Origin of the sequence: Paraburkholderia sp. PREW-6R (genome assembly GCF_039621805.1) — a bacterium.
GTDB lineage: Bacteria > Pseudomonadota > Gammaproteobacteria > Burkholderiales > Burkholderiaceae > Paraburkholderia.
On record NZ_CP155074.1, the window covers coordinates 1,674,113 to 1,699,099 of the forward strand.

A 24,987-nucleotide genomic window follows, 5' to 3' on the forward strand; every position below is an offset into this window, starting at 1 on the left:
CGTTCGTCGCCTTACGATTTGGCGACCAGATAGACACCCACAATAATGACCGCGATACCTATCAATTTCTGCGGCGAGAGAATCTCGCCGAACAGATACCATGCCGCGATCGCATTCACCACGTAACCGATGGACAACATTGGATACGCCACGCTAACCGGTACTTTAGACAACGCGACGATCCAGATCGCGACACTGAATACGTAACACGCGAGCCCTGCCATGATATGCGGCTCGAATCCCACTCTGAAGAGAGTTGAGAACGCTGCCTGGCGACTGAAACTAAGCGCTCCAAGCGCATTCGTTCCGGCTTTCAGCCATAGTTGCGCCATGGCGTTTAACAGCACACCAATCACGATCAAAACAAAGCTCAGAATGCTCACTTATCCTCCCGAAATGAATACACGAAAAACAGCGGACGGTGTGCCGGCCGCCCTGGCGGCGGGGCGACACACGGGAAACGGCAAGAACGTTTGCTCGCTGACGCATGAGCAGCGGCGCAAACGCACGAGGCAGAAAGCGGAGAGGAGTATGTTACCCGGTCAACCGGGTATTGGGCCATAGCTCCCGCTGGTGAAGTATGACCATGATACGTGACACAAGTTGAAAAAAAATTGCGCGTGCTTCGATTCAACGCGCGATATTTCGACCGACAATTGACCGGCAGGACGATCGGTCTTTTATACAGGGTGGCAGCGCTGTTCCGTATTTATTGCCAGCCCGCGAAACGCGTTGCGCGGCGTGTGTCCTTTAAAGGCGGAGTAGCGGCAGATCAGAACCATTCGCCGAATGACGGGCGGCGGCAAACAGGCTCACGCGGCGCTGCAAACAGAAGCGGTCAACCTGCATGAGAGGGAATCGATAAAGCTCATCGCATGCGTTGTTTTTATTTCGCTATGCTATCTAACCGCACGCGATGGATAAGCACTTTCAACCGCGTCGCCTCTTCGCATCGCGAAGAGGCGCAAACAACATTCACATCTCGCAGCTCGCGGCGCCGCTCAATCGACAGCCGGCACTCGGACCCAGCCTTCCATCAACACACGCGCGCTGCGACTCATGATCGCTTTCGTCACGACCCACTCGCCGCCTTCCTCGCGCGCCTCGGCGCCGACGCGCAACGTCCCCGAAGGATGCCCGAAGCGCACTGCTTCACGCTCGCCGCCGCCTGCAGCGAGGTTGACAAGCGTGCCGGAAATCGCTGCCGCCGTGCCGATCGCGACTGCCGCCGTACCCATCATCGCGTGATGAAGTTTGCCCATCGACATCGCGCGCACCAGCAGGTCCACGTCGCTGCGGTTCACCTGCTTGCCGCTCGACGCCACGTAATCCGCGGGCTTCGCGACAAACGCGACCTTCGGCGTATGCTGCCGGGTTGCGATCTCGTCGAGATGCCTGATCAGGCCCATGCGCAGCGCGCCGTGCGCACGAATCGTCTCGAACCTTGCCAACGCTTTCTCGTCGCTATTGATCGCGTCCTGCAACTCGGTGCCGGTATAGCCGATCTCTTCGGCATTCACGAAGATCGTGGGAATGCCTGCGTTGATCATCGTTGCCTTGAGCGTGCCGACGCCCGGCACTTCGAGGTCGTCTATGAGATTGCCGGTCGGGAACATCGAACCGCCCGCGCCCTCTTCTTCCGCAGCCGGATCCATGAACTCCAGTTGCACTTCGGCGGCAGGGAACGTCACGCCGTCGAGTTCGAAGTCGCCTGTCTCCTGCACCGCGCCATCTGTCATCCGGACACGGCCAATGATCGTCTTGCCGATGTTCGCCTGCCAGATGCGCACAGTGGCGACTCCGTCGCGCGGAACACGGCTCGCGTCCACGAGACCCGCGCTGATTGCAAAAGGCCCCACCGCCGCCGACAGATTGCCGCAATTGCCGCTCCAGTCCACGAATGCCTTGTCGATCGACACCTGACCGAACAGATAGTCCACGTCGTGATCGGGTCGCGTACTCTTCGAAATAATGACCGTCTTGCTGGTGCTCGACGTTGCGCCGCCCATGCCGTCGATCTGCTTGCCATATGGATCGGGGCTGCCGATTACGCGCATCAGCAGCGCGTCACGCGCGGCGCCCGGCACCTGCGCCGCTTCCGGCAAATCCTGCAGGCGAAAGAACACACCCTTGCTGGTGCCGCCGCGCATATAGGTCGCGGGAATTCTGATCTGTGGTTTGTGTGCCATGCTTCCGTCTCCTTTTCGATGCCGTATTGAAGAGCGCGCTGCTCAGGCCGCGGCCTGTGCCGATTCGAGAAAGTCCTGCGCGAAACGCTGCAGCACACCGCCGGCCTCGTAGATGGAGACCTCTTCGGCGGTGTCGAGCCTGCACGTTACCGGCACTTCCACACGCTCCCCGCTCTTGCGATGAATCACGAGCGTCAGGTCCGCTCGCGGCTTGCGCTCCCCGATCACGTCGAATGTTTCCGTGCCGTCGATGCCGAGCGTCAGCCGGTTCACGCCCGGCTTGAATTCGAGCGGCAGCACGCCCATACCCACCAGATTCGTGCGGTGAATCCGTTCGAATCCCTCCGCCACGATCGCCTCGGTGCCGGCGAGCCGCACGCCTTTCGCGGCCCAGTCGCGCGACGATCCCTGACCATAGTCCGCGCCCGCAATCACGATCAGCGGCTGCTTGCGCTCCATGTAGGTTTCAATGGCTTCCCACATGCGCGTGATAGTCCCTTCCGGCTCGATGCGGGCAAGCGAGCCTGCCTTCACCTTGCCGTCTTCGATCACCATCTCGTTCTTCAATGTCGGATTCGCAAACGTGGCGCGCTGCGCGGTCAGGTGATCGCCGCGATGCGTCGCGTAGGAATTGAAATCCTCTTCAGGCAAACCCATTTTCGCGAGATATTCGCCGGATGCGCTATCGGCCAGGATCGCATTGGATGGCGACAGGTGGTCGGTCGTGATGTTGTCGCCGAGCACGGCGAGTGGACGCATACCCTGGAGCGTGCGCTGACCCGCCAGCGCGCCTTCCCAATATGGCGGACGGCGAATGTACGTGCTCATTGGACGCCAGTCGTACAACGGTTCAGCCTTCTCTCCACTGTCAACAGACACCGCGAACATTGGTTCGTACACCTTGCGGAATTGCTCGGGCTTCACGCTCGCGGCCACGATCGCATCGATCTCCTCGTCCGACGGCCAGAGATCTTTCAGCATGACCGGCTTGCCGTCGGCATCGACGCCGAGGACGTCTTTCTCGATGTCGAAACGGATCGTGCCCGCGATCGCATAGGCGACCACCAGCGGCGGCGATGCGAGGAACGCCTGCTTCGCGTACGGATGGATACGGCCGTCGAAATTGCGATTGCCCGACAGCACGGCCGTGGCATACAGATCACGATCGACGATTTCTTTCTGGATCGCCGGATCGAGCGCGCCCGACATGCCATTGCACGACGTGCACGCATAAGCGACCACGCCGAACCCGATCTGCTCGAGTTCCGGCAGCAAGCCTGCTTCCTCCAGATACAGCGTGACCGCTTTCGAACCCGGTGCGAGCGACGTCTTCGCCCACGGTTTGCGGGTAAGACCATGCCGGTTCGCATTGCGCGCCAGCAGGCCAGCCGCGATCATATTGCGCGGATTGTTGGTATTCGTGCAGCTCGTAATCGCGGCGATGATCACCGCGCCGTCCGGCATCAGCCCCGGCTCGTTTTCCACCTTGCCGCTAATGCCGCGCGACGCCAGTTCCGAAACCGGCAGACGCCGGTGCGGATTCGACGGGCCCGCCAGCGTGCGCACCACGGTGGAAAGATCGAACGACAGCACACGCTCATACGCTGCATTCACGAGGCTTTTCGCCCACAAGCCCGTTTCTTTCGCATACGTTTCCACCAGTTTGACGAGCGCGTCATCGCGGCCGGTGAGTTTGAGGTATTTGATCGTCTGTTCGTCGATATAGAACATCGCGGCCGTTGCGCCAAATTCCGGCGCCATGTTGGCAATCGTCGCGCGGTCGCCGAGCGTGAGGTTCGCGGTGCCTTCGCCGTAAAACTCGAGATACGCGCCCACCACCTTTTCCTTGCGCAGAAACTCGGTCAACGAGAGCACGATGTCAGTCGCCGTTATGCCTTCGCCCGGCTTGCCCGTGAGTTCCACGCCGACGATATCCGGCAGGCGCATATACGACGCGCGGCCCAACATCACGCTTTCCGCTTCGAGACCGCCCACGCCGATGGCGATCACGCCGAGCGCGTCGACCATCGGCGTATGCGAATCGGTGCCGACCAGTGTGTCGGGGAACGCTACGCCGTCTTTCACCTGCACCACGGGGCTCATGCGTTCAAGGTTGATCTGATGCAGGATGCCGTTACCCGGCGGAATCACGTCGACGTTCCTGAACGCGCGTTTGGTCCAGTTAATGAAATCGAAGCGGTCTTCGTTGCGGCGATCTTCGATGGCGCGGTTCTTCTCGAACGCATCCGGATCGAAACCGCCGCACTCGACGGCGAGCGAATGGTCCACGACGAGTTGCGTCGGTACGACGGGATTCACCAATGCCGGGTCGCCGCCTTGCGCCGCAATTGCGTCACGCAAACCGGCGAGGTCGACGAGTGCCGTCTGGCCGAGAATGTCATGACACACCACGCGCGCGGGAAACCACGGAAAATCCAGCTCGCGTTTGCGTTCGATGAGCTGTTTGAGCGAAGCCACGAGCATGACCGGATCGCAGCGGCGCACCAGATTTTCCGCCAGCACGCGCGACGTGTAAGGCAGCTTGTCATAGGCGCCGGGCTCGATGGCGTCGACCGCCGCGCGGGCGTCGAAGAAATCCAGGTCAGTGCCCGGGAGGCGTTTGCGATTGGCAGTATTCATGGCGTGAAGGGACGTAACAGTAGTGATCCGGGGACAATGCCCGCTGACATGTCCATTGAACAGTCAGTCTAGTCCAGCTCGCGGCGGACCCGCGAAAAAACAGCCCTGGCTCGGGGTTTCAGCGAGCCAGGGCCAAACTTCATCGCGTCTCGCACTGGAGACGCAATGGAGGAGAAACGCTTGCAACGAATGCGTGTTCAATGAACGCGCTCCGACCGCTCAAACACGTTTGGCCAACGGCACGAACGGCAGATCGTCAGGCCCGGTGTAATTCGCACTCGGGCGGATGATCTTGTTGTCGACCCGCTGCTCGATGATGTGCGCGCTCCAGCCGGCCGTGCGCGCAATCACGAAGAGCGGTGTGAACATCGCCGTGGGCACGCCCATCATGTGGTAAGACACCGCGCTGAACCAGTCCAGGTTCGGGAACATCTTCTTTGCTTCCCACATCACCGATTCCAGCCGCTCGGCAATGCTGTACAGCTTGTTGTCGCCCGCGTCTTTCGACAGCTTCTTCGCGATCTCCTTGATGACCTTGTTGCGCGGGTCGGAAATCGTGTACACCGGATGGCCGAAGCCGATCACCACTTCCCGGTTCTCGACGCGCCTGCGGATGTCCGCTTCGGCTTCGTCGGCGTTCTGGTAACGCGACTGGATCTCGAAGGCGACCTCGTTGGCGCCGCCGTGCTTCGGGCCGCGCAGCGCGCCGATCGCGCCCGTGATCGCCGAATACATGTCCGAGCCCGTGCCCGCGATCACGCGGGCCGTGAAGGTCGACGCGTTGAACTCGTGTTCGGCATACAGGTTCAGCGACACGTGCATCGCATCGACCCACGCCTTCGACGGCTCCACGCCGTGCAGCAGATGCAGGAAGTGGCCGCCGATCGAGTCGTCGTCGGTTTCCACCTCGATGCGCCTGCCGTTGTGCGAGTAGTGATACCAGTAGAGCAGCATCGAGCCGAGCGAGGCCATCAGCCTGTCGGCGATGTCGCGCGCGCCCGGCAGGTTGTGGTCGTCCTTCTCCGGCAGCACGGTGCCGAGCGCCGACACGCCGGTGCGCATCACGTCCATCGGGTGGGCGGCGGCCGGGATCCATTCCAGCGCGGCCTTGACGTTCGCGGGCAGGCCGCGCAGCGCCTTCAGTTTGACCTTGTACGCGGTGAGTTCGGCCTGGGTGGGCAGCTTGCCGTGCACCAGCAGATAGGCGATCTCCTCGAATTCGCAGTTTCCGGCGATGTCGAGGATGTCATAGCCGCGGTAATGCAGGTCGTTGCCCGTCTTGCCGACCGTGCACAGGGCCGTGTTGCCCGCCGTGACGCCGGACAGCGCGACGGATTTCTTCGGCTTGAAAGCGCCTGCACTCGGCGTGCTGTTGTCTGCTTCGCTCATTCGTTCGTCTCCAGATGCATGAAGGGTGTTCGTTGTCGGGGCCTTGAATTGCAAAGACTGGGCCATACGCGGCGGCGTCGGCTAAGTGTCTGATTTGCAACAAGACGCCCGCCACGCCAAACGTACGCGTTATTTCACAAGCGAAATGAATGATTTCATTTATGAAACGCAGTGGCGCATAATGGCGACGTCCTCAGCTGTAAAGAACCTGCGCCATGAGCACCGCCCTCTTCGAGCCCGCCCAGCGTCCGCGTATCTGGGCGGTCAGTATCAGCCGCCTGCGCGACCTGTTCTTCGATATCGCCGGCGAGTACGTCGAGCGCGCGGATCTGCGCATCGTCGCGCATGGTTTTGAAGATGCGATGCGCGAGATCGACGCGGCAGGTGCAGGCCGCCCTGACGTCGTGATCGCGGGCGGCTCGAACGGCGCGTACCTGAAAACACGCGTGTCCGTGCCGGTCGTGCTGATCAATCCGACCGGCTTCGACGTGATGCATGCACTCGCCCGCGCACGCCGCGACGGCGCGAAGGTCGCGCTCGTCACGCACGGCAACACGCCCGACGAAGTGCGCCGCTTCGTTTCAGCCTATGCGCTAGACGTGACGTTGGCCTCCTATCAGTCGGCGCAAGACGCGGAAAGCCTGGTGCTCGATCTGCGCGACCGCGGCATCGATGCGGTAGTCGGGCCAGGGCTCGTCACCGACCTTGCGGCGAACGCCGGCATGGGCGCGGTGTTTCTGTACTCACGCGCATCGGTGCGCGCCGCCTTCGATACCGCGCTGGAGGTTGCGCAAGCCACGCGTCGCGAAACGATTCGCCGTCAGCGTCTGGACAATCTGCTGCAGCATCTGCGCGACGGCGTCGTCGCGCTCGATGCGCAGGGCCGGGTCGAAGCAATGAACCAGCGCCTTGCCGGCGTGCTTGGCATCGACGCCGCGCACGCCGTCGGCCGCGCGCTGCTCGAACTCGCGCCCGACCTCGCCGGCAGCCTGCCGGATGCCGACGGCGACTCCTTCTGCACCGTGCGCGGCGCAAGCTACGTCGTGCATCGCGGGCCGCTTGCGAGCAGCAACGCCGCGACGGCGGGAACCGTGCTGACCTTCCAGGAGTCCCGTGCGGTCGAACGGCTCGACCGTACGTTGCGTTCGCGGCAACGCGCACAACAGTTCGCCGCGCGTTATCGGCTCGACGATATCGTTGGCGTGTCCGCGTCGATCGAGCGGGTGCGCACACTCACGCGGCGCTATGCGCGCTCGGACGCCACCGTGCTGATACTGGGCGAAAGCGGCACCGGCAAGGAAATGGTCGCGCAGAGCATGCATCATCTCAGCGCGCGGCGTGACTTCGCGTTCGTCGCGATCAACTGCGGCGCGTTTCCCGAGGCGTTGCTCGAAAGCGAACTGTTCGGCTATGAGGAAGGTGCGTTTACCGGTGCGCGCAAAGGCGGCAAGGCGGGGCTGATCGAAGTCGCGCATCGCGGCACACTGTTTCTCGATGAAATCGGCGAGATGCCCTTGTCGCTGCAAAGCCGCCTGTTGCGCGTGCTGCAGGAGCGCGAAGTGGTGCGGCTCGGCTCGACGGAACCCACGCGTGTGGATATCCGTGTCGTCGCGGCGACGCATCGCGCGCTGACCGAGGGCATCGAGGCGGGCAGCTTTCGCGCGGATCTGTATTACCGGCTCAACATCCTGAGCATCGCGTTGCCGCCGTTGCGCGAGCGCCCGGCCGATCTGCTGCCGCTCGCCGTCGAATTGCTGCTGCAGGCGGCGTCGCGCGAACCGAGGCTTGCCACGCGTTTGCCCGATGCGGCGGCCGCCGCCCAGGTTCTCGCCGCGCTGGCCGGATCGCTCGAACGTTATGCGTGGCCGGGAAATGTGCGGGAATTGCAGAATGTGATGGAGAGGATCGCAGTGGAACTCGCGGAGACCGACGCCTCGCCCGGCAGCGCAACCGGCCCTACGCTCACTCGCGAGATCATGCGCACTGTTGCGCCAGAAATCTTCGAGCCGCCCGCCGTGCGCGACACGAAAACGCCGCTCACGCTGCGCGAGCGCAGCCGTCATGTCCAGGCCGACGAGATTCGCGCCGCGCTCGCAGCACACGGCAACGATCGCGACGCGGTGTGTGAAGCACTCGGCATCAGCAAGACGACTTTATGGCGGAAACTGAACGCGTCGCGGTAGACGGCGCGACAGCCGGCGGGAGCACAGTGCCCGAATGAAGCAGCCGCTTCAGGTTCCGACAGCGGGAATAGAATAACCGTCACTGACTGGCTAACACGTCGCGTCGCATCATCGAACGCACTCAGGGAGGAGCAGACATGTCGAAGAAATACCGTATCGCCGTCATTCCGGGCGACGGCATTGGAGTGGAAGTGATGCCCGAGGCGATTCGCACGCTGGACGCCGTGCAACAGCGCTTCGGCATCGAACTGGATTATCAGCATATCGAATGGGCGAGTTGCGACTACTACGCGAAGCACGGCAAGATGATGCCGGACGACTGGAAGGCGCAGCTGCAATCCGCCGATGCCATTCTGTTCGGCGCAGTCGGATGGCCCGACACGGTGCCCGACCACGTGTCGCTATGGGGATCGCTGCTCAAGTTTCGCCGTGAGTTCGACCAGTACATCAATCTGCGCCCCGCGCGTCTTTTCGCGGGCGTGCCTTCGCCGCTCGCAGGCCGCAAGGCCGGTGACATCGACTTCTGGATCGTGCGTGAGAACACGGAGGGCGAGTATTCGTCAGTGGGCGGCGTGATGTTCGAAGGCACCGAGCGCGAGTTCGTGCTGCAGGAATCCATCTTTACGCGGCACGGCAGCGAGCGTGTACTGAAGTTCGCGTTCGATCTCGCGCAGCGCCGCGAGCGCAAGAAGATCACCGTGGCCACCAAAAGCAACGGCATCGCGATCAGCATGCCGTGGTGGGACCAATGCGCGGCGGGCATCGCCGCGCAGTATCCGGACGTGACATGGGACAAGCAGCACATCGACATTCTGTGCGCGCGCTTCGTGCTGAATCCCGATCGCTTCGACGTCGTCGTGGCGACGAATCTGTTCGGCGATATCCTCTCGGATCTCGGGCCGGCCTGTACCGGCACGATTGGACTCGCGCCGTCGGGCAATCTGAATCCCGACCGCAAGTTTCCGTCGCTGTTTGAACCGGTGCACGGCTCCGCGCCCGACATCGCCGGCAAGAACATCGCCAATCCGATCGCAATGATCTGGTCGGCGGCGATGATGCTCGACTTCCTCGGCAATCACGAAGGCAAGGAGCGCGACGCGCACGACGCGATTCTCGCGGCAATCGAGGCCGTGCTGGTGGAAGGCCCGCATACCGGCGATCTGGGAGGCAAGGCGAACACCACGGAAGTGGGTCAAGCCATCGCGGCCAGACTCGCCTGAGACTTTCCACGCTCGCGAGAAAGGGCCGCCAGGCCTTTCATCGGCTTTTTTTTGACGCTTTTCCACCACATAAGCGCTGCGCCCGCCGGGCCAGCGCTTTTTTCTTTTGCTGTGGCTTCGCTTCCGAGGCGGCCAGAACTCCTGGCCGACAGGGGTTGCCGCGAGGCCGCCAACGTTTGCGCGGCCGAATGCGGTTCTCCACGTGTGCGCTATCCACGACGATTCCGGGTAATCCCGCGTTGACCGCCAAATGTCAACTTGCTTACAGTCTCGCCTGTTCGCACTAAGAATCTGAGTTCAACATGCGAACAATTAAAAATGCGACGACCCGATCGCCCAAGACTTCCATGCAGTCGAATCTGGAGAGCACCTCAATGAACCGCAACATCAACATGACCCGGGTCGCCTGCGCGATCGCGACGCTGACCTGCGCGCCAGTCGCGTTTGCGCAAAGCAGCGTCACGCTGTACGGCATCGTGGACACCGGCATCGGCTATCAGACCAGCCAGACGTCGCTCGGCTCGACCGCAAACGGCAAGTCGAACGTCAAAATGATCACCGGCGTATGGGCCGGCAGCCGCTTCGGCCTGAAAGGCTCGGAAGACCTTGGCGCGGGCACGAAAGCCATCTTCCAGCTGGAGTCCGGTTTCAATTCCGCGACCGGTGGCCAGCAATACACGAATGCCTTGTTCGGCCGCCAGTCGTGGGTCGGCCTGACCAATGCGACCTACGGGACGTTCACCGCCGGCCGTCAATACACGGCGTACTACACGATGCTTTCTCCATATAGCCCGACCACCTGGCTGACCGGCTACTACGGCGCACATCCCGGCGACGTCGACGCGCTGGACACGATCTACCGTGCGAACAACTCGCTCGTCTATACGTCGCCGAAACTGTACGGCTTCACGTTCAGCGGCTCGTATGCCGTGGGCGGCGTGGCGGGCAGCCTGAATCGCGGCTCGACCTGGAGCGGCGCGCTGCAGTACATCAACGGCCCGATCGGTCTCGCGGTCGGCTTCATGCGCATCAATAATTCGACGCTCGGCGGCGGCGCTTACGGCGCGGATTCGACCGTCTCGAACAACGGCGCGCAGCCTGGCGTCTCCGCCGTGACCAACGGCTACCAGACGGCGCAGGCGCAGCAGCGCTTCGCGGTGACCGGCGGCTACGCCTTCAATTCGGCGTGGGACATCTCCGCGGCCTACTCGAATGTGCAATACATCCCGGGCGTGGGTTCGAGTTTCCGCGACACGGCGATCTTCAACACGGGCGGCGTGGTGCTGCACTGGAAGCCGGCGATCTCGTGGGATTTCGCCACGGGCTACAGCTACACGCGCGCGACGAAAGCAAACGGCATCACGAGTTCGGCGCAGTACCAGCAGGTCAATCTGTCCGAGTACTATTCATTGTCGAAGCGCACCGGGCTTTACGCATTGCAGGCGTTCCAGCGGACCAACGGCAATACGCTCGGCACGGCCGGCGCGGGGCATATCATCAACGCAACCGCAACCATTGGCGATGGCTTCCAGAGCGCGCCGTCGTCGTCGCGAAGCCAGTTTGCCGCGGGCGTGGGCATCGTGCATCGCTTCTGAACGAAGCGGCGCGCCAGCGCATGACACGGGGAAGGCTCGTCGCGGCGAGCCTTTCGCATCAGATCGACACCGGATCGACACAAGGAGACACAACATGAGCCGCAGCACCGCTGTGAACGTACAGACCTTTATCAACGAGCATCCTTTCTCGCCGTTCCAGTGGCTCATCTTTTTCATGTGTTTCGTCATCGTCCTGCTGGACGGCTTTGACACCGCCGCGATCGGTTTCATCGCACCTTCGCTGATCGCGCAATGGGGCATCACGAAACCGGCGCTCGCACCGGTACTGAGCGCGGCGCTGTTCGGGCTCGCGTGCGGCGCGCTCGGCTCGGGGCCGCTTTCGGACCGGCTCGGCCGACGCGTGATGCTGCTCGGCTCGGTGCTGCTCTTCGGCGTGGCCTGTCTGGGTTCGGCGTTTTCCGGCAGCATCGAGCAGTTGACCGCGCTGCGCTTCATCACCGGCCTCGGTCTCGGCGCGGCCATGCCCAATGCGGTGACGATGATGGGCGAATACTGCCCGGACCGCCGGCGCGCGACCGTGATCAACCTGATGTTCTGCGGCTTTCCGCTCGGCGCCGCGTTCGGTGGGTTCCTCGCGGCGTGGATGATTCCGCACTTCGGCTGGCGCAGCGTGCTGCTGCTCGGCGGCATTACGCCGCTTCTGCTGCTGGTCGTGCTGCTCACGCAGATGCCCGAATCCGTGCGCTATATGGTCGCCAACCGCCTGCCGGCGGACAGGATTCGCGCGGCGCTTGCGCGCATATCGAGCGATGCGTCGCAAGCCGGTACGTTCACGATGACTGAAAGCGCGCCGCAAACCGGCGGCAAGGGCGCGGCCGTGGTGCTGTCGCGCGCATACATCGTCGGCTCGGTCATGCTGTGGCTTGCGTATTTCATGGGCCTCGTCATTTTCTACGCGTCGATCAACTGGATGCCGATCCTGCTGAAAGACGCCGGCCTCACGCCGCAGCGCGCGACGCTGATTTCTGCGCTGTTCCCGCTCGGCGGCGTCGGTGCGGTGTTGTGCGGCGTGCTGATGGACCGCTTCAACGCGAACCGGATCATCGCGGCGTGCTATGCGCTGACGGCGGTGAGCGTGTACTTCATCGGTCAGGCGGTGGGCAACGTAGGCGCGCTGGTTTTCGTCGTGTTCGCCGCCGGCGTTCTCATGAATACCGCGCAATCGTCGCTGCCGGCGCTCGCCGCCGCGTTCTATCCGACCGAAGGGCGTGGCACCGGCGTCGCATGGATGCTCGGCATCGGCCGCTTTGGCGGGATTGCGGGCTCGTTCCTCGTAGCCGAACTCACGCGCCGCCACTTCACGTTTGCCGGCATCTTTGCGATGGTCGCCGTGGCTGGGCTGATTGCCTGCGTGGCGTTGCTGATCAAACAGGCCGCCCGTCCGCACGTGGCGAATGTGGGCGCAGCGAAAACGGAGTCGTTCGGGCACTGACCGCGCGGCGCGGACAGCGGTTGCGCCTCATTGTCGCGTGCGGCGCGCGCCGCGCCGCTTCCCGATAAACTACGCGGTTATTTTGCATCCGGCCGAGGGCGGCGCATTCCAGACCGTCGTTCGCGCTCTCTTCGAACAGGATTTCCAGCAATGAATCGCGTAGTCCTCTCCGCGCTGCTCGCGGTGTGCGTCGCACAGCCGGCCGTGCACGCCGACGCTCAAACCGTCAGCAACCAATGTTTTGCGCTCGGCGATATTGCAGGCCAGGTCGCGTCGTGGCGCACGCACAAAAAGACCAAGGCGCAGGCGCTCGCCCAGGCGGCCAAGTACTACGGCAACGAAGCCGACCGCGCGGCCGTCGACGGGATCATCGAAAAAATATACAGCCCCGACACGCCGCACATGACGCCCGACCAGGCGAGCATGGCTATCACGTCCGATTGTGTGAAGCAGCATGGCGCAAAGGCGGCAACGCCATAAAGTACCGTAGGCAGCGCGCCATCGCGTCGGCTCCGGCGGCTTGAAAGGGTAAGGCGCGCAGGCTCTAAATACGGCTGTAACATCACGAGTCGATCGAATCAGCTTCCGGGTCAGAGCGGCCGCGGGCCGTCATGCGGCTCGCCGCAGGGCCGGCTCTACCGCACCGCTTCCTCGTGCGCCTTCACGAAATCGGCCATGCTGTTGAAACGGAAGTCGATGTTCGGTTGGGAACCGGGATCCATCGTCGCGCCGAAACCTTCCTTTGCATGCCGCCGGTCAATCCAGCATGAAGCCAATCCGAAATCGTTCGCGGGCTGGTGGTCATGAAAGAGGCTTTCGGCCGTGTGGAGAATCCTGTCTCTGGCGATCCCGCGCTCGCCGAGTTTCTCCAGCATGTAGTCGAAATTGCGAGGCGACGGTTTGTACGAACCGACATCTTCCGCAGTGATGATCGCGTCGAACTCGACTTGAAGCTTCACGTGGCTATGAGCGAAGCTCTCGTTATCGACGTTCGACAGTATGGCGAGCCTGTAGTGCTGCTTCAGATAGTGGAGCGCGGGTGCCGAGTCATCGAACGCAGGCCAGTTGCGGATCGACTGCCCGTACGCCACGCACTCCGGTTGCGTAACCGGCACCTGCCACTCTTCGGCAAGCCGCTTGTAGACGACTGCGAGCAACGCCTGATACCGCATCGACGGCGTGTACTTCTGCTGCGACGATTCATGGCGAGCATGGGCCTGCAGCACCTGGTCGCGCGCTAGCGGTTGCGCGACCCGCTCCAGCAAAGGCGCAAGCGCCGTGAAGATCCCCGTTTCCCAGTCGATCAGCGTGCCGTAGCAATCGAATGTCAGCGTATCGAAATCGGTCAGTCGCATGCAGGTCCTCATGACTGTTTCCAGTGAAACGACAGCGTAGTGCATGCTACGAGCCGCGCATTTCCTGCTGCCGCATGGGCATGGCGTCGATGGTCGTGGTCAATTTCTGCAGCGCGATCGGTTGCGGCGAATCGAGCTTGACGCCGCCGTCCTTGCCGATCAGCAGCGCGCGAAATGCATCCGCCTTCACGCCATAACGATGCCGCAAAGCAGCCGCGCTGTCGCTCGCACCTTTCACCGAATCGCCGACCACCTCCACGAGCACGAGATCGCGCTCGGCCATTGCGTCGGGCGCGTGCGCGAGAATGTCTCGCTGCGCCGCCAGCGGCGCGGAACCGGCCGCGTCCGCGAAGACCACGAGCACGCGCTGATGCCAGGTCAACTGGCTGATGGACGTGGCGGCGCCGCTCGCGGAGGCGGCGAGTGCAAAGCTGCTACCGAGCATGACACCGGCAAACGCGGCGAGTATGAGAGGGGATTTCATCGCTGCATTCCTCAATCTGACGATCGTTCAGAGAACGAGCAAAAAACTCGCCTGTCATTCGCACCGCTTCACGCGGGTGTCGAAGGCGCTTCACGCGCGCTTCGGGCAACTCAGGCAACTCAGGCACATTCGCGACATGCCATGTACTAAGCGATTTTCACGCCGGCTCGAGCCAGCGACTGGCCTAACTGAAGCGCGGGATAATTCCGGCCGAGCGCGCGCAGATCGGTACGCGTCTCTTCGATGATCCAGTCGCGAAGATCGGCCGCGACAGCGCACAGTGGACGATCTTCCGGCCACACGAGGCAGCAGCGCGCCCCTGTAATGAACAATTCTTCCTCTGCGGGACGCAGTGCGCCGTCGAGCAACCAGTGCGACACCAGATCGAGCCGGCCGGGTGCAATGCCCTGCCCGAGCAACGCCGCCTGAATGATGTTCGCGTCGTCGTTCAGGCTCAACGTGCCGCCCGCATGCCGCCCATGCGCGGCGAACGACGAAAAACGCTCGTACCAGCCGCGTTCGCCGGCGTCCGTCGCAATGACGGTATCGCCGCGCGTGCGCCCGGCCTCGGTCGCCGCCTGGTCGTGATAGTGGCGGCTGCAAACCGGCAGCACGATCTCCGGCATCACCAGCGCGCAGTGGGCCGCGTCGTCCTCTTCACGCAGCACGCGCATCGCGAGATCCACGTCCGCAAGCGGGGTGCTCGCGCGCTCAGAGACAAGCTGATACCTGAGATCGACATGTGGAAACGCCTGATTCAGCCGCTTCATTCGCGGCATAAGCCAATGCGTGGTGAACGCGCTGGAAACGGATAGCGTGACGGATTCGGCGCCCGTCGCACGCGCTTCGATTTCACGAATCGCATTCTCGATGCCGTTAAAACCCTCCGCGATTTCCCGATACAGAATGCGCCCGCTTTCGGTCAGTTCGATGCCGCCGCGCACGCGCTCGAACAGACGCACGCCGAGGTGGTCTTCCATTCTCGACAGCATGCGGCTCACCGCCGGCTGGCTTACGCAAAGCTCCTGCGCTGCACGGGTAAAGTTGCCGCAGCGCGCGGCGGCTTCAAAGACGAAAAGCGCGTTGGCGCTCGGCAGCTTTTTGCGTAAATTGGGCATGACCTGATGTTATGCGTTCTCCGTCAGTTTGAAAATCGCCGTCAAAATAACGGTTAGGGTGGCTCTTCGATGCAAGCGTGCCGGGCGGGACGTGGACACGTCTATCAGGGTTGTGATTGACAGCCCGGCTGACGCACCGTCCCGCCATGGGAAGGTTAAGGCGGCATTACATTCGCGCTGTTGCCGGACACCCCGGCGACTTGCCGATGGCTTCGGCACGTCGATGGCGAGCCACGTGGCCGCGCCAGCACTCGGCACGTCGCGGGCCGCGTGTATCGGCATAGCGATACCGCCAGTCTCCGGAGCGCATCGCGGCGGACACCCGCGCGTCTCTAACCTCCTTTCGGCCGGTAACGCAGCGAGTCGATGACGAGTGCCATCGCGCGGGAGGACTCGGAACGGCTCGCGTAATACGCATGCAGGCCTGGAAACGTGGGGCACCAGTCATCGAGCACGCGGGCCAGACGCCCGGCGGCGACGTGAGGCTGTGCGAGTTCGGACGGTACGTATGCAAGGCCATATCCCGACAGCGCGGCATCGAGCATGTGGTAGGTGCTGTTGAACGACAGTTGCCCTTCCACCCGTACCTGAACTTCGCGATGGCCTTTTTTCAGTTCCCACGCGTAGAAAGCGCCGAGCGTCGGCAGGCGCAGATTGATGCAGTTGTGCGCCATCAGGTCCTGAGGTCTTTTTAATTGCGGCTGTTTGTCGAGATAGGCAGGCGAGCCGACGATCGACATTTTCATGTCCGGCGCAACGCGCACCGCGATCATGTCTTTTGCGACCTGGTCGCCGTTGCGAATGCCGATGTCGTAGCGATCGGCCACGATGTCAGCGAGGCCGTAATCCGTCGTGATTTCGACTCTGATCTCGGGGTACTTGCGCAACACCTTCGACAACCTCGGCCAGAGCACCGTGTCGGTCGCGTAGTCGGTAGCCGTGATCCGGATCGTGCCCGCCGGTTTGTCGCGCAGCTCGGTCACCGCAGCCAGTTCCGCGTCGATCTCCTCGAAGCGCGGCGCAACCGTGCGCAGGATGCGCTCGCCCGCTTCGGTCGGCGCGACACTGCGCGTGGTGCGTGTCAGCAAGCGCAGGCCCAGTCTCGCTTCCAGCGCGCGAATCGTGTGACTGAGCGCAGACTGCGACACGCCGAGTTGCGCTGCCGCGCGAGTAAAACTGCGTTCGCGGGCAACCGCGATGAACGCGACCAGATCGCCGAAATTTTCGCGTGGCATTGATGAACTCCAATCATGGATCATGCAGCGATTTAATCACGGGCCGCGCACATGGGCATGCCAGTACGGCGTAAACACCATTTACAGCCTGCGATCTGCGAGAAAGATATTCGTGATGCGCATTCATAGGACCATGCGGTTTTATGGTCTTACTTCGCGCAGAGCCGGCGCCTATCATGACGATCGACCTGGCAAACGCTAACAGGCAGCGCCTGCTGGAGCACGACGATCGTGGCTAACCGCAGGGCCGCCCTGCATGGGAGAAACACAAATGGATTATCGATACCTGGGCCGCAGCGCATTGAAAGTCTCGCCCTTGTGCCTCGGCGCAATGATGTTCGGCGGGGAAACGGACGAGGCCACATCGAAACGGATCATCGACAAGGCGTTCGACCAGGGCGTGAACTTCATCGATACCGCGGACGTGTACCACGCCGGCCGTTCCGAGGAAATCGTGGGCCGCGCGGTGGCCGAGCGGCGCGATAGCTGGGTCATTGCAACGAAGTTCGGCTACCCGAGCACGCAAGGTCCGAATGAACAGGGTCAATCGCGCAAGTGGATCAACCAGTCCGTGGACGCCAGCCTGAAGCGCCTGGGCACGGATTACATCGACATTCTCTACTTTCACCGCGCGTTGGTCGACGCGCCGCTCGATGAAGCCGTGCGCGCGATTGGCGATCTGATTCGCGAGGGGAAAGTGCGCTACTTCGGCCTGTCGAACTTTCGTGGCTGGCGCGTCGCCGAAATCGTCCGTCTTGCGGACCAGTTCGGCCTGGACCGGCCCGTCGCAAGCGAACCTCTTTACAACATGGTCGACCGCACCGCCGAGGTCGAGCAGTTGCCCGCTGCGGCGCACTACGGGATCGGCGTCGTCCCTTATAGCCCGCTCGCGCGCGGCGTGCTGACCGGCAAATATGCATTGAACGGCACACCGCCCGCGGATTCACGCGCAGGCCGCGGCGACAAGCGGATTCAGCAGACCGAGTGGCGTCCCGAGTCGCTTGCTATCGCGCAGAAGGTGGCGGCGCACGCGACGCAACGAGGTACGAATTCGATTGCTTTCGCGCTGGCCTGGGTATTGAACAACAGCTTGGTGAGTTCGACGATCGCCGGCCCGCGCACGCTAGCGCATTGGGACAGCTACGTGCAGGCGTTGGACGTGAAACTGACCGCCGAAGACGAGCGGTTCGTCGATTCTCTGGTGCCGCCCGGCCACGCATCGACGCCCGGCTATACCGATCCGGGCTATCCGGTGGAAGGTCGCCGCGCGCTTTGACACGTGTTGCAAGCAGGCAGACACGCACGGCTCGCGCTCGCGAGCCGTGCGTGCTCAGAACAACTGTGCGCCGAGTTCGCGCAAGCTGTGCCACTTCACCGTGCTGACAAAGGTCTTGCCCGATGCGTCGAGCGATTCGATCATCGCCCGTTGTCCGCGCGCCTCGGCGACAACACGTACGATGCGCGCGCGGTAACGAAGCAGCGCGCCGATCGGCGGGCATAACACTTGACGGCGAATCCGCGATCGTTTTGTTTCCATACGGTGTCCAGGTACCATCCAGCCAGTTGCAGGGCCGCACTTCATCCACGGCTTCTCGACGCCGAATGCTACCAGGTTGGCCGGTCATCGTCCAGGTCGACACAGCCAATGACGTCTTTGATCGCGGGTCCGCCCGGCCGCACGGCGCCCGGAGTACGATATCCGCTCCAGCACACGAGGAGACGTGAATGGATCGCCGGTTGAGACTTGGCATGGTAGGCGGTGGACAGGGCGCTTTCATCGGCGCGGCGCATCGTGCCGCGGCGCGGCTCGACGACTGTTACGACTTCGTGGCGGGTGCGCTGTCTTCCGACCCGCAGCGCGCCGCCGAAAGCGGCCGCATGCTGCGTCTTGATCCCGCGCGAAGTTACGCGGATTACCGCGAAATGGCGCGCGCGGAAGCGCAGCGAAGCGACGGGATAGACGCGGTCGTCGTGGCGACGCCCAACCATCTGCATGCGCCGGTTGTCACGGCTTTCCTCGAAGCCGGCATTCACGTGATCTGCGACAAGCCGCTTGCCATGTCGCTGGAAGAAGCGCTGCAGATGCAAGCGCTGTCGCACGCCACCGGCAAGCTGCTCGCCGTCACGTACACCTACTCCGGTTACGCAATGGTGCGTCACGCGAAAGAAATGGTCGCCGCAGGCGAGCTTGGCGATATCCGGCTCGTGCAAGTCGAGTATCTGCAGGACTGGCTCGCCGAGCCGGTCGAGCAGCGCGGCAACAAGCAGGCCGAATGGCGCACCGATCCTGCGCGCAGCGGGCCGGCCGGCTGTCTTGGCGACATCGGCACACACGCGTATCAACTCGCTTCTTTCGTCACCGGCATGCTGCCCTCGGACCTCTGCGCCGATGTCGTGACCATGGTGCCCGGGCGCAGGTTGGACGACCACGTGCAAACCATGCTGCGTTATCCGTGCGGCGCGCGCGGCACGCTGCTGGCCAGTCAGATCGCAACCGGCGAAGGCAACGCGCTGCGTCTGCGCGTGTACGGTACCCGGGCGTCGATTTCATTCGACCAGGAGAACCCCGACTATCTCGGGTACACGCCGCTCGGCGGCAACCCGGTCCAGTTGAAACGCGGCAGGGTACGCAGCGCGTCGAGCGAACACGCCACACGGATTCCCGTTGGACATCCGGAAGGCTACCTCGAAGCCTTCGGGCAACTGTACCGTGACGCCGCGTTGCAGATCGAAGCAATGCTTGACGGCCGACCGGCCCCTCCATCCAGCCTGCTATTGACCACGGTGGAAGACGGCGTACAGGGCATGCGCTTTGTCGAAGCCGCGCTACGCAGCTCGGCACTGGCAGGCGCGCGCGTGCCGATTGGCTGACGCTGCGCGGCTGCGCAAAGGTTCACGCACCGAGCAGACCCCTGATCTGCTCGGCGTTCATGCCGCTGCCGGCGAAATCGTCGAACGCATGGTCGCCTACGCGAATGATATGCCGGCGAATGAACTCCGCCCCTTCGCGCGCGCCATCCTGCGGATGTTTCAACGCGCACTCCCATTCCAGCACGGCCCAGCCGGGAAAATCGTATTGCGCCATCTTCGAGAAGATCGCGCCGAAATCGATCTGCCCGTCACCGAGTGACCGGAAGCGGCCCGCGCGCTCCACCCAACCGCTGTAGCCGCCGTACACGCCCTGCTTTCCGGTTGGGCGAAACTCCGCGTCCTTCACATGAAATGCCTTGATGCGCTCGTGATAGATATCGATGAACGCGAGATAGTCGAGCTGTTGCAGAATGAAGTGGCTCGGATCGTAGAGAAGATTCGCGCGCGCATGCTGCTTCACTGCTTCGAGAAACCGCTCGAAGGTCACGCCATCGTGCAGGTCCTCGCCTGGATGCAATTCGTAGCAAACGTCGACGCCCGCTGCGTCGAATGCATCGAGAATCGGCGTCCAGCGGCGTGCGAGTTCGTCGAATGCGGCCTCCACCAGTCCGGCCGGCCGCTGCGGCCACGGATAGAGATACGGCCACGCCAGCGCACCTGAAAACGTCACGTGCGCGCTGAGACCCAGCCGCTGCGACGCCTTGGCGGCAAGCTTCAATTGCTCGACCGCCCACTGCGCACGCGCCTGCGGATTGCCCCGCACATGCGGCGCGGCGAATCCGTCGAACAGGGTGTCGTAGGCCGGATGGACTGCAACGAGCTGGCCTTGCAGATGCGTCGACAATTCGGTGATCACCACGCCCGCGTTGTCGACGGTCTCGCGTAATTCGTCGCAGTACGCGTCACTTGTCGCGGCCCGTTCGAGATCGATCAGGCGGTTATCGCACGGCACCTGAATGCCTTTGAAGCCGACACTCGCGGCCCAGCTGGCGAGGTGCGCCAGATTGTCGAACGGCACTTCGTCGCCCAGAAACTGCGCGAGAAAGATGGCCGGCCCCTTAATTGTTTTCATCTTGCGATTCCTCGCTCAACGGCACTGTCCGCGCCGATCATGGACGCGCCGCGGACAGTGAGTGCGGATGCCCGAAGTCAGAACGGCGAGTCCGGGAAATAGAACTGTTGCGCGTTTTCTTTCGTGATCAGCACCGACGGAATGATCGTCGTGGCCGGCAGTTTCTCTCCCTTCAACCGCGCTTCCGCGGTGAGCTTGATCGCGTCGTAGATGAATTTCGGCGAATACGACACGTCGGCCTTGATCATCGGCGCGCCGTCCATCACGTTTTTCACCATGCCTTTCGAGCCCGCGCCGCCGAACACGATCTTCACATCGCTGCGTTTGGCCTGCTCGATCGCCTTGAGCACGCCGACGGCCATGTCGTCGTCGGCGGCCCAGACCGCGTCGATGTGCTTGAAGCGCGTCAGATAGTCCTGCATCACCTTGAACGCATCGTCACGATTCCAGTTCGCGTACTTCGCGTCGAGAATCTTGATGTTCGGATACCCTTTCAGCACGTTCGTGAACGCGGTCCAGCGCTCGTTGTCGAGCGTCGTGGGAATGCCGCGCAGTGCAACGACATCGCCTTTGCCGTCGAGCGCCTTGGCGATGTATTCCGCCGGAATCTTTCCGAACGCAGTGTTGTCACCCGCCACGTAGGCGTCCTGCGCGCTGGTGTCGGTCAGGCCGCGGTCCACCACCGTCACGTACACCCCTTTCTTTTTCACCTGCGCAACAGGTTGCGTCAGCGAGGCCGACTCGAACGGGAAAATCACGAGCGCATTGATCTTGTTGACGGTCACCAGATCCTGCAGCTGGTTCGCCTGTTCGGGCGCGCCGGCCGCCGTTTTGACGATGACCTTCAGATCGGGGTGCGCTTTTTCCAGATCGCTCTTTGCCTTGTTCGCCCACCACACGATGCCGCCGGTGAAGCCGTGGTCGGCGGTTGGAATCGCCACGCCGAGCGTGACCTTGTCGTCGGCGCGCGCGCTGCTCGCCGCGCCCAGAATGCCCAACGCCAGCATGCCGGCGCCTATCGCTCGAATCACGTGCTTCATGGCTGTGTCTCCTTTGTCTATATCAGTTTTTGATGCGCCACCTTTACCGCCGTCCGCGCTGCACGAACGCGACGAAGATAATCACCACGCCCTGCACCGCCGCGTTCAGATATACGCTGATGATGCTGGTCAGATTCAGTATGTTAGCGATCACCGAAAGCAGAATCGCGCCGATCACCGTGCCGACCACGCGACCCTCGCCGCCTTTGAGCGCCGTTCCGCCAACCACCACCGACGCAATCGCTTCGAGTTCCCACAGCAGACCCGTGGTCGGCGTGGCGGAGCCGAGGCGCGGTACATACAGCACCGTCGCCACGCCCACAGAGATGCCGAGCAGCACGTATGTCACGATCTTGACCGTGTCGACGCGAATGGCCGCATAGCGCGCCACCTGCTCGTTCGAACCGATCGCCTGCACATGCCGGCCGAACGCGGTGCGGTTCAGAATCAGCGCGCCGCCCGCCGCGACCACGAAAAAAACCCAGACCGGCACCGGCACGCCGAACAGGCTTGCGTAGTACACGGGCCCATATAGATCGGATAACGAATTATCCAGCGTCAGCGCGCCGCCGTCGGCGAGCCACGTGAGCACCGCGCGAAAAATGCCCAAGGTGCCGAGCGTGACGATGAAAGGCTCGATGCGCCCTTTCGTAATCAGCAGCCCGTGCGCGCAGCCGAATAGGCCGCCTAGCACCAGTGCGAACACGATGCCGAGCGTGAGGATCAGCAAGGGCGCGAGCGTATGTCCGCCGGCACCGGCCGCGAGCGCGTTCATCAGCCAGATCATGCTGCCCGCGATCAGCGCCGCCATCGAACCGACCGACAGGTCGATACCGCCCGAGATAATCACGAACGTCATCCCCACCGCGATAATGCCGATGAACGACGTGCGAGTGAGCACGTTCATCAGGTTGTCGACGGTGGCGAAATCGCGGTTGAGCAACGTGCCGACAATGCACAGTACGATCAGCCCGGCGAGGGGCCCGAGCGCATACAGGCGGTGCGCGAAGCGCAGCGCGCGGCCGGATTGCACAGCGTCAGTGGGCGCCGGTCGCATGAGCGATCAACTCCTCTTCGGTCAGATGGTCGAGCGTAAGCGTAGCTTGCAGACGGCCAGAGCGCATGACGGCCACGCGATGACACAGGCCGATCAGCTCGATCAGTTCGGATGAAATGACGATCACCGCGCGGCCTTGCGCGGCAAGCCGGTGAATCAGGAAATAGATGTCGCGCTTGGCGCCCACGTCGACACCGCGGGTCGGCTCGTCGAGCACGATCACGTTCGGATCGGGTTGCAAGAATTTGGCCAGCGCGAGTTTTTGCTGGTTGCCGCCGGAGAGCATGCGCGCCCGGCTCGACAGGTCGCCTGTACGGATGCCGAATTCGCCGACTGCCTTCGTGAGCGCCGCACGGCCCGCTTTCATGTCGAGCAGCGGATGCGCGTAGCGTTCGAGCGTCATCAGCGTGACGTTGTCCTGCAAGCTCATGTCCACATGCAAACCTTTACCCTTGCGGTCCTCGCTCAGGTACGTGAGACCGCGCCGCATCGCGTCGCGCGGGCTTTTCAGATCGGCCACCCGTCCGGCGACTTCAATGCGCCCCGCCGTGCGCGCCCGCAGGCCGATGATCGCCTCGAACGCCTCGGTCCGGCCCGCGCCCACCAGCCCCGCGAAGCCCAGCACCTCTCCCGCGCGAACCTCGAAGCTCAGGTCGTCGACCCAGTTCGGCACCTTGAGGCCGTCCACTTTCAATGCGAGCGGCGCGTCGGCGGCCACCGTGTTCTTGTCGGGAAACATGTCCGACACGTCGCGGCCAACCATCAGGTTCGCCATCTGCTGACGCGCAAGTTCCGCCGTTTCGTTGCGCGCGACGAAGCGGCCGTCGCGCATCACGATCACTTCGTCGGTGATGCGCTCCACTTCGTCGAGTTTGTGCGAGATGTACACAATGGTCACACCGTCTGCCTTGAGCCTTGCCATCAGCGTGAACAGGCGCTCGGTTTCCGACGGCGTCAGCGTGGCGGTGGGCTCGTCCATGATGAGCAAACGCGCGCGGCGCGACAGCGCCTTCGCAATCTCCACCATCTGCTTTTCGGCGACGATCAGCTCCCGCACCCGGGTGTCCGGCGTCTTCTCAAGACCGACCTGAGCGAGAAAACGCGCCGCCTCGGCGCGCATCGCGGCGTCGTCGACAAACCAGCCGCGCCGCGTCTCGTGGCCGAGATACATGTTTTGCGCGATGCTCAGATGCTCGGCGAGGTTGAACTCCTGGTGAATCAGCACGATGCCGAGCGCCTGGGCGTCGCGCGAACCGTCGAACCGCTGCGCGCGTCCGTCCACGAGCAAGGTGCCGGAGGTGGCCGTTTCATACCCGGCGAGGATCTTCATCAGCGTCGACTTGCCCGCGCCGTTCTCGCCGAGCAGGCCGTATATGCGGCCCGGCGCCAGCTCGAAGCTCACCCCATGCAGCACGCGCACCGGGCCGAAGTCCTTGCGGATGTCGTCGAAACGGATCGCAAGGCTCATTGCGGACTCAGGGAACGCACGAAAGCGGCCACATCCACCGCCTTCGCGCCGCGACGCGCGAGCCGTCCCCGCACCCCGCCCGACTGCCGATCTATTGCCAAAGTGCTCACCCTGTCCTCGTGTTGCAGATTGGACTTCGTCACTGGCGCTTATACCGCCTTTTTGCAGCGCAGTTCGACCACTATGTAGGAGAATCGCATTCGGGCCAGCGTGAATGGCATGCTGCCCCCGCAATCGACCGTCTCTGTCCAGCAATTCATGGCGGTCACCGCAGGAAATACCGACTTTTGGCGGCACGCGCAATCCGGATTTATCCGCGACCCGCATCGCGTAAAGGTCGGCCGATTCACAGCGTGTCTGCCGCAAAGGCGTGTTGCCTGCCAGTGTCACCCTTGCAAGCTCGTGTCCTGTGTCTGCACGCGCCTCGTGCCTGTCGCGAAACCTGCGTCCGGTGCGAGTTATTGTTCAATCAACAAACGGCCGGCAAGCCGTCATACTCTGTGTTTGTTGCGTCGGCGGCCCCGGCAGACGGTCCCGGTTGCGCGTACCGGCGCGGCATGCCACGCCGGTACGCTGTTCAAGCGTCTGTTGCGCCGTGCCGGCGGCTTTCTGCGCGTG

At 62.9% G+C, this 24,987-nt stretch carries 20 protein-coding genes; 7 read left to right on the forward strand and 13 right to left on the reverse strand.

Going from position 1 to position 24,987, the window contains the following annotated elements; all coding sequences use genetic code 11:
- Positions 1–11: 11 nt before the first annotated feature.
- The 4 genes from AAGS40_RS22635 to prpC form a co-directional block, all read right to left on the reverse strand.
- Complete coding sequence (locus AAGS40_RS22635; RefSeq protein ID WP_345815121.1) at positions 12–383, reverse strand: SMR family transporter; 372 nt, start codon at positions 381–383, stop codon at positions 12–14.
- Positions 384–1,001: 618 nt separating this feature from the next.
- The gene (gene prpF / locus AAGS40_RS22640; protein ID WP_345815122.1) at positions 1,002–2,189 is read right to left on the reverse strand and encodes a 2-methylaconitate cis-trans isomerase PrpF; all 1,188 of its coding nucleotides are present in this window, start codon (positions 2,187–2,189) and stop codon (positions 1,002–1,004) included.
- Positions 2,190–2,231: 42 nt separating this feature from the next.
- Positions 2,232–4,829, reverse strand: a complete 2,598-nt coding sequence (acnD, locus tag AAGS40_RS22645) for a Fe/S-dependent 2-methylisocitrate dehydratase AcnD (protein ID WP_345815124.1) — start codon at positions 4,827–4,829, stop codon at positions 2,232–2,234.
- 219 nt (positions 4,830–5,048) lie between these two features.
- The gene (gene prpC, locus AAGS40_RS22650) at positions 5,049–6,218 is read right to left on the reverse strand and encodes a 2-methylcitrate synthase (RefSeq protein ID WP_345815126.1); all 1,170 of its coding nucleotides are present in this window, start codon (positions 6,216–6,218) and stop codon (positions 5,049–5,051) included.
- Positions 6,219–6,433: 215 nt separating this feature from the next.
- Between prpC and prpR the strand changes: the two genes are divergently transcribed.
- The 5 genes from prpR to AAGS40_RS22675 all read left to right on the forward strand — a co-directional run bounded on the left by prpR (position 6,434) and on the right by AAGS40_RS22675 (position 13,149).
- Entirely contained in the window at positions 6,434–8,401 is a 1,968-nt protein-coding gene (gene prpR, locus AAGS40_RS22655; RefSeq protein ID WP_345815127.1) for a propionate catabolism operon regulatory protein PrpR, read from the forward strand.
- Positions 8,402–8,538: 137 nt separating this feature from the next.
- Positions 8,539–9,621: a tartrate dehydrogenase gene (locus AAGS40_RS22660; protein ID WP_345815128.1), complete on the forward strand. Its 1,083-nt coding sequence runs from the start codon at positions 8,539–8,541 to the stop codon at positions 9,619–9,621.
- Positions 9,622–10,013: 392 nt separating this feature from the next.
- On the forward strand, positions 10,014–11,216 hold the full coding sequence (locus AAGS40_RS22665; protein WP_345816550.1) for a porin: 1,203 nt from the start codon (positions 10,014–10,016) through the stop codon (positions 11,214–11,216).
- Positions 11,217–11,310: 94 nt separating this feature from the next.
- Positions 11,311–12,669, forward strand: a complete 1,359-nt coding sequence (locus tag AAGS40_RS22670) for an MFS transporter (protein ID WP_345815130.1) — start codon at positions 11,311–11,313, stop codon at positions 12,667–12,669.
- A gap of 150 nt (positions 12,670–12,819) precedes the next feature.
- The gene (locus AAGS40_RS22675) at positions 12,820–13,149 is read left to right on the forward strand and encodes a hypothetical protein (protein ID WP_345815132.1); all 330 of its coding nucleotides are present in this window, start codon (positions 12,820–12,822) and stop codon (positions 13,147–13,149) included.
- Between the two features lie 155 nt (positions 13,150–13,304).
- Here the strand turns inward: AAGS40_RS22675 and AAGS40_RS22680 are convergent, their stop codons facing one another.
- From AAGS40_RS22680 to AAGS40_RS22695, 4 genes are all read right to left on the reverse strand, one after another.
- Positions 13,305–14,024: a haloacid dehalogenase type II gene (locus AAGS40_RS22680; protein WP_345815133.1), complete on the reverse strand. Its 720-nt coding sequence runs from the start codon at positions 14,022–14,024 to the stop codon at positions 13,305–13,307.
- A 46-nt stretch (positions 14,025–14,070) separates the two neighbouring features.
- Positions 14,071–14,508, reverse strand: coding sequence for a DUF4174 domain-containing protein (locus tag AAGS40_RS22685; protein WP_345815134.1), 438 nt, complete (start codon positions 14,506–14,508; stop codon positions 14,071–14,073).
- Positions 14,509–14,654: 146 nt separating this feature from the next.
- The gene (locus AAGS40_RS22690; RefSeq protein WP_345815135.1) at positions 14,655–15,626 is read right to left on the reverse strand and encodes a LysR family transcriptional regulator; all 972 of its coding nucleotides are present in this window, start codon (positions 15,624–15,626) and stop codon (positions 14,655–14,657) included.
- Positions 15,627–15,958: 332 nt separating this feature from the next.
- On the reverse strand, positions 15,959–16,861 hold the full coding sequence (locus AAGS40_RS22695; protein ID WP_345815137.1) for a LysR family transcriptional regulator: 903 nt from the start codon (positions 16,859–16,861) through the stop codon (positions 15,959–15,961).
- A 271-nt stretch (positions 16,862–17,132) separates the two neighbouring features.
- Between AAGS40_RS22695 and AAGS40_RS22700 the strand changes: the two genes are divergently transcribed.
- Positions 17,133–18,137 carry an aldo/keto reductase gene (locus AAGS40_RS22700; RefSeq protein WP_345815138.1) on the forward strand — a complete coding sequence of 335 codons (1,005 nt, stop codon included), beginning with the start codon at positions 17,133–17,135 and terminating at the stop codon, positions 18,135–18,137.
- A gap of 54 nt (positions 18,138–18,191) precedes the next feature.
- Here AAGS40_RS22700 and AAGS40_RS22705 read toward each other — a convergent pair whose 3' ends face one another.
- A complete protein-coding gene (locus AAGS40_RS22705) occupies positions 18,192–18,398 on the reverse strand; it encodes a hypothetical protein (protein ID WP_345815139.1) in 207 nt (68 codons plus the stop codon).
- Between the two features lie 188 nt (positions 18,399–18,586).
- On the opposite strand from AAGS40_RS22705, the gene AAGS40_RS22710 reads away from it, so the two are divergent.
- The gene (locus tag AAGS40_RS22710) at positions 18,587–19,732 is read left to right on the forward strand and encodes a Gfo/Idh/MocA family oxidoreductase (protein ID WP_345815141.1); all 1,146 of its coding nucleotides are present in this window, start codon (positions 18,587–18,589) and stop codon (positions 19,730–19,732) included.
- Between the two features lie 22 nt (positions 19,733–19,754).
- Here AAGS40_RS22710 and AAGS40_RS22715 read toward each other — a convergent pair whose 3' ends face one another.
- The 4 genes from AAGS40_RS22715 to AAGS40_RS22730 all read right to left on the reverse strand — a co-directional run bounded on the left by AAGS40_RS22715 (position 19,755) and on the right by AAGS40_RS22730 (position 24,369).
- Entirely contained in the window at positions 19,755–20,804 is a 1,050-nt protein-coding gene (locus AAGS40_RS22715) for a sugar phosphate isomerase/epimerase family protein (RefSeq protein ID WP_345815142.1), read from the reverse strand.
- 77 nt (positions 20,805–20,881) lie between these two features.
- Positions 20,882–21,844, reverse strand: coding sequence for a substrate-binding domain-containing protein (locus AAGS40_RS22720; RefSeq protein WP_345815143.1), 963 nt, complete (start codon positions 21,842–21,844; stop codon positions 20,882–20,884).
- Positions 21,845–21,887: 43 nt separating this feature from the next.
- Positions 21,888–22,901 carry an ABC transporter permease gene (locus AAGS40_RS22725; RefSeq protein WP_345815144.1) on the reverse strand — a complete coding sequence of 338 codons (1,014 nt, stop codon included), beginning with the start codon at positions 22,899–22,901 and terminating at the stop codon, positions 21,888–21,890.
- On the reverse strand, positions 22,882–24,369 hold the full coding sequence (locus AAGS40_RS22730) for a sugar ABC transporter ATP-binding protein (protein ID WP_345815145.1): 1,488 nt from the start codon (positions 24,367–24,369) through the stop codon (positions 22,882–22,884). The genes AAGS40_RS22725 and AAGS40_RS22730 overlap by 20 nt, the downstream gene beginning before the upstream one ends.
- Positions 24,370–24,987: the final 618 nt, after the last annotated feature.